We start from the raw sequence: 16,808 nt of genomic DNA, 5'->3' as shown, positions 1-16,808 counted from the left end.
TTATACAGGCCATTTAAGGAGGCTCTTCACTTTACTTATTGTAATTTACTTATTGAAGCATGACCCCGACGCAATCGATTTTCAGTACCAGTTAAAAATGGCACCATCGCTTGCAAACATTTATCATCATAGCCATAATCTTTAAAAACAATGGCAGGTAACGTCAGGTCATTTTCTCTACAAGCTTCTTTACAGTGTTCAATAAACTTTGGCTGTAGACTAGTATATAATACAGATGGCATTGCAAATTGGTCATATGCTTTCTGTAATGCCTGTACAAATAACCCTTCATTTATTGAATGATCAAAGCTAAAGCCCGTTAATTTCTTTGTATGTACATCGATAACAGATGCCATATAAACCCACCCTTGATGCCATGTTGGTACATAACTGATATTGATGACCCACTTATCGTTTGCTGTTGTTGTTTCAAAGCCACTATTTACGACAGGCTCTCGAACTTCTTCCACAGGTGCTTCCTTTGCTTTTTTTAACACACGCTGGACTTTCCGCAAACTCCCTTGAAAGCCTCGCTTTTTTAATTTGTCATAAAGCTGTGCACCATTATATAGTTGGCCATCTTCCGTTATAATCTGTTGAATTTCTTGTAATAATTGCTCTTCCGGAGATTTCTCTGGTCGGGCAGTGGCCTTTTTGTGCAATGCGCTATAGTAAGTACTTTTCGGAAAATGTAATAGCTCACAAAGTACTTTAACCGCATATTTATTTCTACTTTCCCGTTCTATAAAATCAATTACATCTTTATCATCTATTTGGTTGCGAATATGGTAATAGCCTTTTTTAATATGTCGACCTCTTGCTTTAAGCGTTCATTTTCTTTTTGAATGGCTAACACTTCTGCCTTTGTCATGTCGACATCACTATCAACCGGTGCATATAATTTAATCCATTTGTAAATTGTTACTTCTGATATACCATATTCGCTTGCTAATTTACTGACAGCTGTGCCGAGGCGATATTGATTTACTAGCTTTAATTTAAAGTCAGGTGAATAACGTTTTTTCCCCATACAAGCCCCCCTATTTCTCTTTTTATCATAGTGGCTAGCCGTATGAATGTCTAGGGAGGTGTAAAAATAAGGATGGTAGATACAAATTATTACTTATGCAACTTCTTTATTCGTTTTATAGTTATTAAAAAAACAAAAAATGCACTCCTAGCAGAAGCGCATTTTTTAGCTTAACAGCCCTATTCGAAAAGCTGAGGCAACGACCTGTGTGCGATTTTTCGCTTTGAGCTTTGTCATAAGACTACTTACATAATCCCGTACCGTATGCTCACTTAAAAATAATAAACTGGCAATTTTTTTATTATCATATCCTTCAGCAAGCAAGCCGAGTATCATCGACTCCCTTTCCGTTAAATGAAGTTCGGTATTTTTCTCTACCTTCTCGCCTTTACGCGATAAAAATAAGCCTATACGCTTGCCTACTTCCTCAAGGAGAGCTAATTCTTCCTTTGTACAATCAAATTCTTCGCCCAGCTGATCAAATGTTAGCCAGCCAAATAATTGATCCCGTCGAATAATAGGAATAAAAATAATGGAGGATAAACCAAATAATTCGATATGCTCCTCCTTCACGTAATTTTTTGGGTTTTTTAAATAAATGGGTTTTCTTGAACTAAGAATAGCGTTTTCTCCAGTTAGCTCCCCTTTCATACTTTGCACTTTAGGAAGCTCCGCACCAATCACGCCATAAAACTGATTGGACCATGGGACATATGCGTAAAATACGCATCTTTTATAGTTAAAATACGCTTCACATTTGTTTAAAATATAGGCTAAATCTTGATAGCCGGAGGAACTGATAAGCAATTTATCTAGCTTATCTAATAACTGTAAATGTCTTAATTGCTGATTTTCAAAAAGTCTGATACTACTTTTATTTTCTCCCTCCCCGTCATAGTAAAGCTGTACGAGAGATAAAAATAATGATAATACATACATTAAGACGGCATTCGTTCGACTACTCTTTTGTTGAATCATAAAAGTAATCAATGATTTTTCAAATAGTAATTGGAATAAATGAAAGCTCTTTCTATCAATAATGGATAATTGCGATTGCAGCCACGTATTAAAATAATTATCTTCACCATTTAATTCATCAATGTTGGTATGTGTCAGTAAACGTAAAAATGAATCAAGTAGCAAGGCTGCTCTTTTTCGTTCTGATTCAGCTATAGCTGGTTCAAGATTAAGGTAAATATTTACATTCTCCTCAATTTGCTTATGATGAATTTTAATAAATAACACAAACTCTTGAAGTGTTACTTCTTCAATTGACTGAAATGGATGCGTCATAGGAAATTCTTCTCCTTCACACTAATAATCCCCCTATATATGGAGGATATTCACTCACTATATTATACAGCATCTTATAGGATAGTATTTCAAATTGGCGATAGTACAATAAAGGTAGCGCTAAACAATACGAATACTTTTGGATCCTAAGGTAATTATAAAACGAGAAATAATGGCGTCTAGTAAGTCTTCAACAAGTGCAAAAGTCGTCATGGATGACAGAGCAACAGCAAAATAATAATAAAGGTGGTCATTAATATGAAACTACAACATAAAGTAGCAATTGTAACAGGCGGTGCTAGCGGTATCGGTGAAGCAACCGTTCGTCTTTTTGCACAAGAGGGCGCAAAAGTAGTTATTGCTGATTTCTCTGAGCGTGGACAACACATCTCAGATGAACTAAATAATCGTGGTTTCGATACACTTTTTGTAAAAACAGATGTAACAATCGAAGAAGATATTAAAAATATGATTCATGAAACTGTGAATAAATACGGTAAACTTGATGTGATGTATGCTAATGCGGGTGTAGCTGACGATGCACCAGCACATGAGTTATCTTATGAAAAATGGAAAAAAACGATTGATATTAATTTATCAGGTGTCTTTCTTTCTGATAAATATGCGATTGAACAGTTCCTTGCTCAAGGTACAGGTGGCGTTATTGTCAACGCTGGTTCCATTCATAGCTTTGTTTCCTTACCAAATCCAACAGCCTACTCAGCTGCTAAAGGTGGCGTAAAATTATTAACACAAAACCTTTGTACTGCCTATGCTAAACAAGGTATTCGCGTAAATGCGGTATGTCCTGGCTATATCGATACACCGCTATTGGCTGAAGTAGATGCTCAAAAGAAAGAATACTTAGCATCCCTTCATCCACAAGGCCGTCTTGGTAAACCGGAAGAAATCGCGAAAGCCGTTCTATTTTTAGCAAGTGATGACGCCAGCTTCGTTAACGGCACAACACTTCTTGTTGATGGCGGTTATACTGCACACTAATTTATAAGATCTGAGTTCGAGAAAACATCGGACTCAGATTTTTTTTAGAAATGAAAACTTAATGTGAAAGATATTGTTGAGCTAAACTCTTGGCTAAGCATTAATAATAACTGTAGAAACCATTGCAATAACAAGATTCCCCAACCACATTATGCTATACTATTTCTATTATCGAAATATCGAAAGAGGGATGCTTTTATGACGCAATTAGAGACATTAAATGCTTATTTTACTGAACATCGCGAGGCTCACTTAAATGAACTAAATGAATTTTTACGTATTCCGAGCATTAGTTCATTATCAGAACATAAAGGCGATATTCAACATGCGGCCGAGTGGCTAGCTGATGCTTTCAAGAAACTTAACTTAGAAAATATCGCCATTACGCAAACTGCTGGTCACCCTGTTGTTTATGCTGATTGGTTACATGCAGAAGGCAAACCAACGATTCTATTTTATGGGCACTATGATGTACAGCCGGTTGATCCATTACATTTATGGGAAACTGAGCCGTTTAACCCTACAATCCGTGATAATAAATTGTTTGCGCGTGGAGCAAGTGATGATAAAGGGCAAGTGTTTATGCACTTAAAGATGATTGAAGCGTTATTTGCAACAACTGGTACTTTACCAGTGAACGTAAAGTTCATCTATGAAGGTGAAGAAGAAATCGGAAGTCCTCATCTTCCTGCCTACGTCGAAGAGCATAAAGAAAAATTAGCAGCTGATTTAATTTTAATTTCAGATACAGGTCTTTATGGTCCTGGGAAACCAGCCGTATGCTATGGATTACGTGGACTAACAGGCGTTCAAATTGACGTTCGTGGAGCAAAAGGCGATTTACACTCTGGTCTTTATGGTGGAGGCGTACAAAATGCCATTCATGCATTAGCTGAAATTTTAGCATCTTTCCGCGATGAACACGGCACAATTCAAGTAGAAGGCTTCTATGACAATGTATTACCTTTAACTGTAGAAGAACGTGAAGCTTACCGTGCGCTAGGTTTTGACGAAGAATCTGTCAAAGAGGAAGTTGGCGTATCAGAATTATTCGGTGAAGTTGGCTATTCTTATTTAGAGCGCACTTGGGCTCGTCCAACTTTAGAAGTAAATGGTGTATTCGGAGGCTTCTCTGGTGAAGGCATTAAAACTGTACTACCTGCTGAAGCTGGCGCAAAAATCACATGCCGATTAGTACCAAATCAAGATCCAGAAGAAATCGTTGCGCTATTAAAAGCACATATTGAAAAACATAAACCATCTGGTGTAGAAGTGACGATTTCCGAATTCGATAAAGGGCGTCCATTCTTAACACCATTTGATCACCCATTCATTCAAGCGGCTGGTCGTTCTTATGAAAAAGTTTATAATGTTCCAACTGCATACACACGTGGTGGCGGTTCGATTCCGATTGTCGCTGCATTTGATGAAATTTTAGATTTACCGGTTGTGTTAATGGGCTTCGGCTTATCAAGCGAAAACTTCCATGCACCGAACGAACACTTCCATTTAGAGAATTTCGATAAAGGCTTACGTGTTTTAGGCGACTACTTATATGAGGTTGCCGCATTAGAAAAATAAGTGCCAGGCACTCAAACAATTCTCACACAATTTCAGCCACTATAAACCCCCTCACCATTAGGTAAGGGGTTTTTCATTCGGCTATTCGCCGAAGTTAGTGACAAATTCAGCTGATTTTTTTCGCTCTTTGCCTTTTGGCGCTTCATCAAAATAACCGACTTGCAGCATCGCAATGACGCGTTCACCCGGCTGTACTTTCAATGCTTCACGGAATTTCGGATTGTCTAAGAAGCCTGGTGTTTTCCAGCAAGAACCAATACCCTTTTCCCATGCCAACAGCTGCATATTTTGAATGAAGATGCTCGCTGCTGCATAATCTTCTAAACGTTCTTTTTGGCGTGCATCTTCCGGCACAATGACAAATGCATAGCCACCTGGTAGTGTAAATTTGGTCATTTGTTTAGCTAAATCTTCACTTGAAAGATCCTGCCATTTTGGAATAGCTAAATCACGTAATAAATGTTGCACGGCAACTAAATCCTCGTCGCAAGCAATCACTAAACGCCAAGGTTCACGATTACCATGATTTGGCGCCCATATTGCATCGTCTATAATGCTCATTAAATCAGCACGATTTACTAGCTGCCCATTAAATTTCTTGATAGAACGGCGATTGATAATAGCATCTCTTACTGATAAAAATTGTTCGCTCATGTTTTTCTATCTCCCTCTACTAAAATTAGAATGTATGATTGGTTGTCATTTCTATGTTCAACATTATCATAAAACGAGGAGCTTTAACACTGCTAGCTTCCTAGGCAAAACTATCATCTATATGGTAAAAGAAATAGGTCATATTAGGGGTATATGCCGTAGAATCCTCATAAAAATAGGGTCTATTAATGCTGTCCGAAGTATGTGCATTCACATAAGGAATTCCGTTTTGTATACTCGTAACAATAACAGAATGATCTATTCTCCCATCCCCTTGAAAATCGTAAAATATGATGTCTCCAAGCTCTAATTCTTCTGCCGATTGTACACGCTTAGCTTTCAAGCCCGTTGTAGAGCCCTCTAAATACCATCTTAAAGAATGCGCGACGGACCAGCTAAAACTCCAGTTACCTTGCTGAATCCACCAACCTCTTTCTCGATTAGGTGCACCTCGCATTGGTGCTCCTCCAGCAAGTAAGCATTGCGAAATATAATTCGTACAATCGACATCAAAGTTTGGAAATGCTGGATTGCGCCTATTCCACCACAAATTCGCATATTGAACAGCTGCCTGTCTGTTATACATTTTGGCCACGCTTCCCCTCCTTATGACCATCATATGACTACATACTACGTTCTATTAATTAGGTCATTCATCGTAAAATTGCTGAATACAGTTCTATCAGGCGCTATCTTTACCAATTTCAAGATAGTTTTTGCTACAATAAGATTAAACAATTTGGCATATTTTTATTTTACGAACAGAAGGGATGTTGAATGTGAAGCAGCATGCTGAGAAAGAAATTTTACAGCCTACTCTTTTATGCGATAAAAAAGGTAATTTAAATCCAGCTGCTATTGGATTTGCACGAAAACCTCTCATAAATAGCAATTTAAGCGGTCATATTATGCGGAAAAAGAAATGGAATTATTGGTGTATTTATGGTGATGAGATATTATTCTCCGCAACAATTAGCCATCTCGATTATGCAGCTGTCTGCTTCGTGTATTTCCTTGAATATGAAACTCAGCGCTATTTTGAAAAAACAATAACCATTCCACTTGGTGGCAAGCTCAAAATGCCGACACATGTGCTTGAATCAGTCTCTTTCAGCAGTAGTGAAATGAAGATTGATATGACTTATATTCAAAATGAAACACATTTGTCTGTTTCAATTCCTACATTTGATGGAGATGCGTTACGCGCCAATTTAATTATTCAGCATCCGCCAACAGACGAAACCTTGAATGTCGTTATTCCTTGGAATCGCAAAACATTCCAATTTACAGGAAAACATCATATACTTCCAACATCAGGAGTAGTCACTATCGGGAATCGTCACTTTACGTTTACACCAGAGGAGAGCTTTGCAGTTCTGGATTACGGACGGGGGGTGTGGCCTCGTGAAGCCACTTGGAATTGGGGTATGGCATCGCAACGAGTTCGTGGTAGACGTATCGGACTTAACTTGGGTGGCAAATGGACTGATGGCACAGGCATGACAGAAAATGCTGTCTTTGTTGATGGTAAAATGACCAAAATACATGAGGATTTGCTGTTCCATTACGATCGCGAAGACTATATGCAACGTTGGACAATTAAGACGAAATTCACCAATCAAGTATCGTTAACGTTTTCCCCATTTTTTGAACGTGTTGCCGCAACAAATGCAAAACTCGTTAAATCAGAAGTACATCAGATGTTCGGCTATTATGACGGTACAGTTTTATTAGACAATGGGGAAACGCTCGTTATTAAGCAAATGCTCGGATGCATTGAGGAACATCAGGCAAAATGGTAATGCACCAAAAAACATTCCCTAATTAAAGATCATAAAACGCAAAAAAATTCGCCCTCTTATCGCGAATTTTTTTGTTTTATTAAACACCAGTTCCTCATTCCTCTGTCAATCCATCTAATAAAGCTTGCGGATCATCTGTAAAAACAGCTTGTATACCGAGCCGTTGCAAGTGCTGTGCATTTTCCAAATCATTTACTGTGTAAACACGTATTGTTGCACCTTTTTCAAGGGCAATCGCAATTGATTTCCTAAATGCTGTCGGCAAACTAACATGAATTGCATCGGCAGGAATAGTAGCCGTGTATGTTGTAAAATCAACTAACACTTCAGCAAATAAAGCGGCGGTCTCAATGTATGGCGCCATTTGAACGATAGTTTGAAGCGATTCATGGTTGAATGATGAAATAATGACTCGCTCCGTCATTTGGTGCTTTGCTATTTCTTTTAGAACAAGTGCTTCAATTCCGGCATAAGGAAAGATATCGGTTTTCAGCTCAATATTAATGCGGTGCTGTGTAGCTACAAACAGCTCTAACACTTCCCCTAATGTCGGTATGCTTTCACCAGTATATTGCTCGGAAAACCACGAACCATAATCATATGAACGGAGCTGTTGAAGCGTCAAATCCTTCACATAACCTGAGCCATTTGATGTACGGTCAATCGTTTCATCATGAATAACCACTACTTCTCCATCTGCAGTTACATGAACATCCAACTCCACGCCCGCAATTGGTAGCTTGGACGCAGCATAAAAAGCAGCTTTTGTATTTTCAGGATAATGCGCAGATACGCCTCTATGTGCAAATAGATGCAAATGCAAAACCTCCTTTTACGATCTTTACTTCATAGTATAACAATAAGTGAAAAATGACGTTTACACTTGATAGGAAAAATTTTGTATAGTAGTATGAGAATCTACTTAAAATTGTAAGTACTTAGGAGGTGCTAAAAATGACTACACAACACCCGGATTTTCAAGCTGAACAACAGCGACTAGCCTATACTAAAAATTATATGCAACAAATCTTAAATGAATCGCAACGTGATTTGCAATCAGCACAAGAAAATATTCGCAAGTCTATGGCCGATCTTGATTATTTAGATTCCAGCTTAAGTTATTTGAATATTTTAACAAACGCTCGCTTTTTTGAAATGGCTCGCACACAAAAGGAAGGTTTAGAAGCAGTCCAAAAAAAGCCCTATTTTGCTCGCATTCATTTTCAAAAGACCGGTGATCCTGAAGAATTTTTGTATATCGGTAAAACATCTTTGTTTCACCGCGAAACACATGAACCGATTATTGTCGATTGGCGTTCGCCTGTAGCAAATGTCTATTATGATGGTCGTCTTGGAGATATGGAATATGATGTTCGTGGTGAAACCCACAAAGGGCATTTATTTGCCAAGCGCCAATATAAAATTGAACATGGTGAGCTGCTCGATATTCGAGATATTGATTTAACGACAAATGATGAATTACTGCAAGAGGCATTAGCAGGCAAAGCAGATGTAAGGCTAACAGAAATCGTCTCTACCATTCAAAAAGAACAAAACGAGATTATTCGAGCTCATCTTCGTCAGCCCATTATTGTTCAAGGTGCCGCAGGTAGTGGCAAAACGACCATTGCTTTGCACCGTATCTCATACTTTTTGTATACGATGGGCGAACACTTTAATCCTGAACAGCTCATGATTTTAGCACCAAATAAGCTATTTATTGATTATATCGGTGATGTCCTACCGGAGCTTGGCGTTGATAAAATATGCCAAACAACGTTTACAGATTACGTCCTTGCCGCGACAAAACTAAAATTAAAATTACGCAATCCAAACGAGCAGTTGGAATCTTTAGTAATAGGTGGCGCTGACCAGCCCACTGCTTGGATTTCTGAGGTGAAAGGTTCCCTCTATTACCGTGATATGATCGAACGTTATATTCAAAAAATCGAACTGCAAATTGCTGAACAGTTTGAGGATGTTTTTATTGAAAAATACCGCATTATGCGTGCCTCTCATCTAAAAAAATTATTTTTATATGAATTTTCCTATATGCCAATCGAAAAACGACTCGCTCATATTAAAAAAGTGCTAGCCAGCCATGTTCGCCAAAAGAAACAGGCCGTTTTAAATATGCTGCATGCAAAATATGATGAAGCACTCGGCAAGGCGCTGAATGGCATTCGGGATGCTGAAAAACGTCGACACATTGTCACAAAATTTATTGATGAACGTGATGAACGTATACCTGCCATTGAAAAGGAAGCAAAATCGACCGTAACCGTTTATATGCGCCGCTTCTCCAAATACAATGTCAAAACACTCTATCGCATCCTGCTAACTAATGCTGAACTATTGGCAGAAGTCGCACCAGAATGGCACTATTTAGAGCAACAGCAGTTTTTACAAGCACATGCTAAAGAACAGTGGATGCTAGAAGATTTAGCCGCGCTCTATTATTTACAAGCAAGACTTAAAGGAATAGCAGATGAATGGAAAATGCGCGTCGTCTTTATCGACGAAGTACAGGACTACAGTTTATTCCAACTAGCCGCACTCAAAGCAGGCTTAGAAACAGATATGTTTACAATGGTAGGTGATTTAGCGCAAGGCATTCATAGCTATCGTTCGCTAACCGCTTGGGAGCCTGTGCAAAATTTATTTCCTCGTGCTAGCTTTAGAACGCTACAAAAAAGTTATCGAACAACGATTGAAATCATGGAAGTCGCTAACAAAATATTAATGCAAATGGATGAGCAACTACCATTAGTGGAACCGGTTGTTCGACATGGAGAGGCACCCACTTTTATTCAAGCAACTGCCTTCCATACAAAGCAAATTAGAGAAATTTTTGAGCGTATTAAAGCCAACGGGCATCAGTCCATCGCTTTAATTTGTAAGACGACAGCAGAAGCCAAATCAATGCAACAAGCCTTAACGAATGACGCCATCCCATGTCAACTTCTTACGGAAGATGAGTCTATTAATCAGCAAGTATTACTTGTTGTACCAAGCCATTTAGCAAAAGGCTTGGAGTTTGATGCGGTCATCGTTGCCGCCTTTGAAACACCTTTCTTTGATACGAAAATTGATAGAAAGCTACTGTATGTCGCTTTAACGCGTGCTATGCATGAACTATATTTAGTGGGTCCCACAAAAAAGACATTTCTTTTAGAAAATGAATATCAAAAATAAAAATAGCATAGTAGGATTGTTGTCCTAGCATGCTATTTCAATGTGATAGCCTTGCTCAATCATGTTGACTGTCATTATTTATTTCTTGGCGGAACTCGATAAAACTTCCCTTTTGATAAATATGCTTTTACAACCTTCCACCATGAGCGAGGTGCTTCCCTCGGAGGAGACTTTTTCTTTGGCAATGCAGGCATACGCATAAGTACGACTCCTTTCTACTGGCTTATTAATACTATATGGACATAGTACACATTTATGATAAAAAAGAAGATTTTCACAAGGACTTAACATCTGGCAATAAAAAAGTGAGGAGCGAGCTCATGCTCACTCCTCACCCTTCATTAATTTTTTACATAGTAGTCTAGTTGCTGCGCTTTCATAAAGCCAGCTTTCTCGTAAACGGAAAGTGCCTTTCTATTTTCGATTTCAACATCGAGCATAACAAATTTAGCATTTTGCTTACTTGCATAATCTTTTGAAAAGGACAATAAAGCAGTACCGATACCTTGCCCTTGGTATTGAGGGTGAACCGCAAGCGCAGTTACCCATTGAATTTCATTTTCTTCAGCCGTTGTCACCGTTCCTACAACTTGACCGTCTTTATGTGCTACCCATAATTTTCGACCATTCGTTGATGTATTAAAGGCAATGAGCTCCTCCGATTCGGATGGTAAATCTCCAAATGCTTCACTATAAATAGCGATTAATGCTGCCTGTTCTCCCGCAAATGGCGCTATCTGGATATCGCTACGTAATTCAACGCGCTCTGCTTTTGTTTCTAGCGTCGCTTCTGAAAAACTATAAGCGAAGCCAAATTTTTCGATAAATGTATGCCCATAAGGAGAACCATCAATGACTACTGCTAATTGTCCTTCTGCCCCTCTATCTACTAATCCAGCTTGTAAGACGTTCACTAAAGCTGTCCCTACTCCTTTGTTACGAAATAATGGAGTAACGACTAACGACCACTCATACGTATGTAGCCCCATTAAATCAATTGCACTAGCAGCTCCGACTAATTCATCACTGTCATCTTCATAGGCAAGCACCATGAATCCTTTTGTATCAAATGAGCCTGCTGATGGTATATTCATAATCGTTTCATATACACGATAATCATGTAAAGTTGCTTCTTCGCATAATATTTTTAATTCATTCAATGTTTCCCCATCCAAAGGGAAGGACACTGTAATTACTGAAATGTTCATTGTTTACTCCGTTCTTATTCCAGACTATTGCCCTATTGTAGCAAGAAAGAAAATAAACTGGCAACAAATTATCATACCCGTTTCTAATAATCAGCAATATCACTGCCTATACAGAAAAAATAGACGGATTTATACTACTGTCTTTCTGCAAAGTAAATGAATTTTACTAGTGTTCATTAGTTATAATTCATTAGTTCCAAGTCCATCCCACCACAATTAATATACATTTATTGTAATTATTATAACATTTATACAAATTAATTACATTATTAAAATAAGGAGACTAAAAAAAGTGTTAGATTGACTAGTATCAATCTAACACTTTTCTGCTATAGTTGTTGAAGTCCGCTTCGGCAGTGCTTTCACCAGTCTGATCGGCGATTTATGAACTTACTACACTTATTCTTCTAAATGATGGGATGAGGAGTTTAGCATTTGGGCGTAAATGCCTCCTGACTCGATTAACTCATGTTGTAATCCAGCTTCTACTAGCTCACCCTTTTGCATCACGAGTATAACATCCGCATTGTGTACGGTATTTAATCGATGGGCAATGACAAAGCTTGTGCGTCCTTCCATCAGGCGATCCAGTGCCTCTTGAATTGCTAATTCTGTTACAGTATCAATGCTACTTGTCGCTTCATCGAGCAGTAAAATTTTCGGATTAGCAATTAAGGCACGCGCTATGGATAGTAATTGCTTTTGTCCTTGGGAAATTTCACGACCATCTGCCGTAAGAATGGTGTCATAACCATCCTTTAGTTTCATAATAAAATCATGTGCATTGGCAAGTTGGGCTGCTTCTTCAATTTCTGCATCACTAGCATCTAAACGACCATATCGTATATTTTCCCTAACAGTTGTTTCAAACAAAAATGGGTCCTGTAATACGAAGGCCATTTGCGAACGAAGTGCCTCCCGTTCAATATGCTTTACATTGACACCATCGAAAAGCACATCGCCCTTTGTTACTTCATAAAACCTAGCGATTAACTGTAAAATCGTTGTTTTTCCAGCACCCGTTGCCCCTACTAATGCAACAGTTTGCCCTGGCTCAATCGTAAAATTAATATCCTTTAATGTGTAGGATTCTTGCGCAGCATCATATTTAAAATAGACATCTTGGAATGTTATCTGTCCTAATAACGTATGATTTTTCGCAGTAGCAACTTCCTCTTCAGGCTGTTCATCAAGTAGCGCGAATACCCGTTCAGCACCTGCAATTGCTGATAATACCGTGTTAAACTGATTAGCCAAATCATTTAATGGACGTGTAAACTGGCGAGCATATTCTGTAAAAATAACAATGACCCCAATGGATACATGTCCGTATAACGCCAGTACCCCGCCAATCCCTGCAACAATCGTGAAGCTCATATTATTTAAAAAGTTCATGACCTTTGGAATATAACCCGAGTAAGTCTGTGCCCAAAAGCCTGTATTTTTTAAACGCAAACTTTTATCGCGAAATTCTGCCTTTACACGCTCTTCCTGTGAGAACGCTTTGACAATACGCTGCCCTGAAATCGTTTCCTCGATCATACCATTCAGCGCACCAATAGCTGCTTGCTGTTGTTTAAATAACGGCGCTGTTCGACGGGTAATCCAGCGCATCGCCCAAAACATCAGTGGAATAATGGTCATTGTTAAAATTGTTAGTAACGGACTTAAGCTCAGCATAATGATAACCGTGCCACCAAGCGTTAAAACACTCGAAAATACTTGGATAAAAGAACTATTCAACGTCGAACTAACCGCCTCAATATCATTGGTCATGCGACTCATTAATTCTCCATGTTGGCGTTTATCAAAATACGCGATCGGTAGCTTTTGAAAATGAGCAAAGACACTTGTACGCAGTCGAAAAATCGTTTGCTGGGCAATGCCAATCATCCAGTAATTTTGTAAAAATAATGCGGCTGCCAAAAGCACATAAATCCCAATGAGCAACATGACTTTACTGCCTAATCCGCTAAGCTCACCATGCATCACATATAAATCAATGATTTTGCCAATTAAATAAGGACCTAGAAGCGCTAAAATGGAACTGGCCATAACGAGTAAAAGGACGACAATTAAAAGCATACGTTGTTCATCGACTATCTTCCACAATCGCCAAAGTGTGCTTTTCCAATCTGCTGCACGGGGCCCTTTCTTTTTCTTTACAACCTGCTTGACATCATCCTTCGATAAAATCGGCTCATAACCAAAAGGTTTCTGGAAAAATCCCATTATTCCACCTCCTGTTGGGAGATTGCGATTTTTTTATACAGTTCAGAAGTTTGCAGTAGCTCTTCATGTGATCCATAGCCAACTACTTCACCTGCATCAATTAACAAAATATGATCTGCACCTTTCGCAGTGCGAATTTTTTGCGTGACAACGAGCATCGTTGCACTTTCCTCACTAAGCGCATCCCATAGCGCTTGCTCTGTTTTCACATCAAGCGCACTTGTACTATCATCCAGCATTAATATATGTCCTTTTCTTAATAATGCCCTCGCAATCGATAATCTTTGTTTTTGACCACCCGATAAATTAACACCCTTTTGCCCGACGCGCGTTTCATAACCGCTTGGGAAATCTTCCACAGATGCATGAATCTGGGCTTGCATCGTAGCATGTAGTACATCGTCCATTTCGGCTTCTGTATCACCCCATCGCACATTATCGGCTATACTTCCTGTAAATAATAATGATTGCTGTGGTACATACCCGATAACATCACGTAGCTCTTGCAGATCCCATTGCTGAACATCTTTTCCTTCTACAAAAATGTGCCCTTCTGTCACATCATAAAAGCGAGGAATAAGCTGTAGTAATGTTGATTTACCAGCTCCTGTAGCCCCCATGATGGCCAATTTTTCGCCCGACTTCACTTGAAAACTTACATTGGATAGGACAGCCGTTTCTGTCCCTGGATAGCAGAAGCTTACATTTTTAAATGCTAATTCCCCTAGTTTCAAATCGCTCGCTACAGCTTCTTCTTTAGATGGTGAAGTAATTTCTACTTCATTGTCCACAGCAAGCACCTCTGTCATACGCTCTGCTGACGCTTTCGCCCGCGCATAAAAAATAATAATAAAAGCAAACATTGAAAACGAACCCGTCATGCGCATTGCATAATTGACAATCGCCACAATATCGCCAAGCGGTGTTGTACCTGCTGCCACTTGCTTTGTACCAAACCAAAGAACCGCTAATAAGCTCATATTCATGACGAGCAATAATACTGGCATAATGTATTCCATCGTGCGTAAAGCTTTGACTGTATCCACTTTTAAACGAGAAGCGACTTGATCAAAACGGGAAGCCTCATATGCCCCACGCAAATACGCCTTTACTAAACGCATCGCTTGCAAATTTTCTTGTAACACACGATTTAATCGGTCTACACGCTTTTGCACCTTGCCAAAATAAGACACACCTTTTGCAACCATAAAAATAAGGAAAACAAAAATAATTGGGGCTCCAAGGACTAAAAATAACGCCAGCTTTGCATTAACAACAAAAGCCATTACGATGCTCCCAATCACCGCAAGTGGCGCACGCAGCATAATCCGAAGACTCATAAACAGTACTGTTTGTACTTGTGTTACATCATTTGTCAGTCGTGTAATAAGCGAAGCCGTAGAAAATTTTTGATAAGTAGCCAATGTAAAAGATTGAATCTTTTCAAATAATGCGTTGCGCAAATCAAAAGCGAAACTTTGCGCAGTATGTGATGAAAAGTAAGAATTGACTACACCTGCGACAAAGGCAACGACAGATAAAATAAGTAAAATGGCTCCCCATTGTAAAATCATATGATGGTTTTGAGCACGTACACCATCGTCAATAATTTTGGCCATTATAAGTGGTTGAACAAGCTCTACAAATAATTCAATCAACATTAAACATAATGCAAAAATGGCAGTCCACTTATAAGGTTTTACATACGAAAAAATTGCTTTCATATTCTCTCCCCCTTGTTTGAGAAGAATTATCATCTAAACAAAATCTAGTTAAAATCACCTATGCAAATAATATTTTTATGCTTTTTCGCCAGCAATCGATAGCCATGTTACACATACAAGCATAACGAAAACTCCCACTAATTGCCACAATCCTAACGATGTACCAAATACTATAACTGAAATTACCATCGCTGTTAAAGGTTCAATACTAGATAAAATACTTGTCTCCACAGCTGTAATATACTTCATGCTACTTAAAAATAAAATGAAGGCAACTGTTCCCGTTATGATTAATGCCATCATTAATCCTGTAATTTTCAAATCTGCAAAGACCGTCCACTGATTCGATTGCCAAACGCGGCTTATGATACCTAATGTCACACCACCGATTAACATCCCCCATCCTACCACTAGAAGCACATTCCATTCTTTCATCAGACGTGCTGGATAGAGGGTATAAAATGCAAATGTCAATCCGACGGCTAACCCCCACAGTAAGGCTTTATTACTAACTAACAAAGAGTCAAATGAAGCGTTCGTTAGTAACAAAAACAATCCTATTAATGTACCCATAATACCTAATACTTGATATTTAGGTGGCCATTTCTTTAAACTAAGAGAAACGTAGGCAACAACAAATATTGGCGCTAAAAATTGTAGTAACGTTGCTAATACAGCATTACTTTCATTAATAGCTCCGACAAAAGCGTATTGCACACCGAGCATCCCTATAATGCCAAAGGTTACGAGCTGTCTACTCCAAAACTTTTGTTGCCAAATACTAAAAATATCTTTACCCGTTATCAACAAATATGTAAGTAAGAAAATACCTGCAACTGACAAGCGAATTGTCAGCATAAAAGAAACTGTCAATGCTGTATGATTAAGTAACCATTCCATTAAAGGACCTGTCGCTCCCCACAACATTGCTCCAGTAATAATAAAAAGTATACCTTTTAAACGTTCCATTCAATTCCCGCTTCCTATATACGTACTAAAAATTGTTATTTTTCTTCAAGACTTTTCATTTATTTCATTAGAAAAGTCCTATTTTTTCCGATTATCAAATTTTTACAATTATATTGAT

Annotated in this window: 14 protein-coding genes; 4 read left to right on the top strand and 10 right to left on the bottom strand. The window is 38.5% G+C overall.

Features of this window, described 5'->3' with window-relative positions; genetic code table 11:
- Positions 1–35: 35 nt before the first annotated feature.
- The 3 genes from ACKVEV_RS18985 to ACKVEV_RS18975 all read right to left on the bottom strand — a co-directional run bounded on the left by ACKVEV_RS18985 (position 36) and on the right by ACKVEV_RS18975 (position 2,323).
- Entirely contained in the window at positions 36–662 is a 627-nt protein-coding gene (locus tag ACKVEV_RS18985; protein WP_409367769.1) for a hypothetical protein, read from the bottom strand.
- A 107-nt stretch (positions 663–769) separates the two neighbouring features.
- Positions 770–1,030, bottom strand: coding sequence for a transposase (locus ACKVEV_RS18980; RefSeq protein ID WP_409367768.1), 261 nt, complete (start codon positions 1,028–1,030; stop codon positions 770–772).
- 165 nt (positions 1,031–1,195) lie between these two features.
- Entirely contained in the window at positions 1,196–2,323 is a 1,128-nt protein-coding gene (locus ACKVEV_RS18975; protein WP_409367767.1) for a LuxR C-terminal-related transcriptional regulator, read from the bottom strand.
- 258 nt (positions 2,324–2,581) lie between these two features.
- Between ACKVEV_RS18975 and ACKVEV_RS18970 the strand changes: the two genes are divergently transcribed.
- Positions 2,582–3,325 carry an SDR family NAD(P)-dependent oxidoreductase gene (locus ACKVEV_RS18970; RefSeq protein WP_409367766.1) on the top strand — a complete coding sequence of 248 codons (744 nt, stop codon included), beginning with the start codon at positions 2,582–2,584 and terminating at the stop codon, positions 3,323–3,325.
- 198 nt (positions 3,326–3,523) lie between these two features.
- Complete coding sequence (locus tag ACKVEV_RS18965; protein WP_409367765.1) at positions 3,524–4,906, top strand: dipeptidase; 1,383 nt, start codon at positions 3,524–3,526, stop codon at positions 4,904–4,906.
- A gap of 81 nt (positions 4,907–4,987) precedes the next feature.
- Here ACKVEV_RS18965 and ACKVEV_RS18960 read toward each other — a convergent pair whose 3' ends face one another.
- Both ACKVEV_RS18960 and ACKVEV_RS18955 read right to left on the bottom strand, forming a co-directional pair.
- Complete coding sequence (locus tag ACKVEV_RS18960; protein WP_409367764.1) at positions 4,988–5,560, bottom strand: nitroreductase; 573 nt, start codon at positions 5,558–5,560, stop codon at positions 4,988–4,990.
- Positions 5,561–5,660: 100 nt separating this feature from the next.
- Positions 5,661–6,155: an amidase domain-containing protein gene (locus ACKVEV_RS18955; RefSeq protein ID WP_409367763.1), complete on the bottom strand. Its 495-nt coding sequence runs from the start codon at positions 6,153–6,155 to the stop codon at positions 5,661–5,663.
- 184 nt (positions 6,156–6,339) lie between these two features.
- On the opposite strand from ACKVEV_RS18955, the gene ACKVEV_RS18950 reads away from it, so the two are divergent.
- Positions 6,340–7,362, top strand: a complete 1,023-nt coding sequence (locus tag ACKVEV_RS18950; RefSeq protein ID WP_409367762.1) for a DUF2804 domain-containing protein — start codon at positions 6,340–6,342, stop codon at positions 7,360–7,362.
- 94 nt (positions 7,363–7,456) lie between these two features.
- Here ACKVEV_RS18950 and ACKVEV_RS18945 read toward each other — a convergent pair whose 3' ends face one another.
- Complete coding sequence (locus ACKVEV_RS18945) at positions 7,457–8,179, bottom strand: glycerophosphodiester phosphodiesterase (protein ID WP_409367761.1); 723 nt, start codon at positions 8,177–8,179, stop codon at positions 7,457–7,459.
- Between the two features lie 137 nt (positions 8,180–8,316).
- On the opposite strand from ACKVEV_RS18945, the gene helD reads away from it, so the two are divergent.
- Positions 8,317–10,557 carry an RNA polymerase recycling motor HelD gene (gene helD, locus ACKVEV_RS18940; protein ID WP_409367760.1) on the top strand — a complete coding sequence of 747 codons (2,241 nt, stop codon included), beginning with the start codon at positions 8,317–8,319 and terminating at the stop codon, positions 10,555–10,557.
- 341 nt (positions 10,558–10,898) lie between these two features.
- Here helD and ACKVEV_RS18935 read toward each other — a convergent pair whose 3' ends face one another.
- From ACKVEV_RS18935 to ACKVEV_RS18920, 4 genes are all read right to left on the bottom strand, one after another.
- A complete protein-coding gene (locus ACKVEV_RS18935; RefSeq protein ID WP_409367759.1) occupies positions 10,899–11,765 on the bottom strand; it encodes a GNAT family N-acetyltransferase in 867 nt (288 codons plus the stop codon).
- Between the two features lie 399 nt (positions 11,766–12,164).
- Positions 12,165–13,997 carry an ABC transporter ATP-binding protein gene (locus ACKVEV_RS18930; protein WP_409367758.1) on the bottom strand — a complete coding sequence of 611 codons (1,833 nt, stop codon included), beginning with the start codon at positions 13,995–13,997 and terminating at the stop codon, positions 12,165–12,167.
- Positions 13,997–15,721 carry an ABC transporter ATP-binding protein gene (locus ACKVEV_RS18925; protein ID WP_409367757.1) on the bottom strand — a complete coding sequence of 575 codons (1,725 nt, stop codon included), beginning with the start codon at positions 15,719–15,721 and terminating at the stop codon, positions 13,997–13,999. Before ACKVEV_RS18925 ends, ACKVEV_RS18930 begins: the two co-directional genes overlap by 1 nt.
- A gap of 75 nt (positions 15,722–15,796) precedes the next feature.
- Positions 15,797–16,690: a DMT family transporter gene (locus ACKVEV_RS18920; RefSeq protein ID WP_409367756.1), complete on the bottom strand. Its 894-nt coding sequence runs from the start codon at positions 16,688–16,690 to the stop codon at positions 15,797–15,799.
- Between the last annotated feature and the right edge of the window lie 118 nt (positions 16,691–16,808).

This window comes from Lysinibacillus sp. 38-6 (assembly GCF_046245175.1).
Lineage (GTDB): Bacteria > Bacillota > Bacilli > Bacillales_A > Planococcaceae > Lysinibacillus.
This window is presented reverse-complemented; position numbering and strand designations above follow the sequence as displayed.

What these genes read in the sequence shown, in the direction of transcription:
- ACKVEV_RS18960 (WP_409367764.1), bottom strand. Translation starts at nt 5,560, where the DNA reads ATGAGCGAACAATTTTTATCAGTAAGAGATGCTATTATCAATCGCCGT.
- ACKVEV_RS18920 (WP_409367756.1), bottom strand. Translation starts at nt 16,690, where the DNA reads ATGGAACGTTTAAAAGGTATACTTTTTATTATTACTGGAGCAATGTTG.
- ACKVEV_RS18935 (WP_409367759.1), bottom strand. Translation starts at nt 11,765, where the DNA reads ATGAACATTTCAGTAATTACAGTGTCCTTCCCTTTGGATGGGGAAACA.
- ACKVEV_RS18930 (WP_409367758.1), bottom strand. Translation starts at nt 13,997, where the DNA reads ATGGGATTTTTCCAGAAACCTTTTGGTTATGAGCCGATTTTATCGAAG.
- ACKVEV_RS18975 (WP_409367767.1), bottom strand. Translation starts at nt 2,323, where the DNA reads ATGACGCATCCATTTCAGTCAATTGAAGAAGTAACACTTCAAGAGTTT.
- ACKVEV_RS18980 (WP_409367768.1), bottom strand. Translation starts at nt 1,030, where the DNA reads ATGGGGAAAAAACGTTATTCACCTGACTTTAAATTAAAGCTAGTAAAT.
- helD (WP_409367760.1), top strand. Translation starts at nt 8,317, where the DNA reads ATGACTACACAACACCCGGATTTTCAAGCTGAACAACAGCGACTAGCC.
- ACKVEV_RS18925 (WP_409367757.1), bottom strand. Translation starts at nt 15,721, where the DNA reads ATGAAAGCAATTTTTTCGTATGTAAAACCTTATAAGTGGACTGCCATT.
- ACKVEV_RS18970 (WP_409367766.1), top strand. Translation starts at nt 2,582, where the DNA reads ATGAAACTACAACATAAAGTAGCAATTGTAACAGGCGGTGCTAGCGGT.
- ACKVEV_RS18965 (WP_409367765.1), top strand. Translation starts at nt 3,524, where the DNA reads ATGACGCAATTAGAGACATTAAATGCTTATTTTACTGAACATCGCGAG.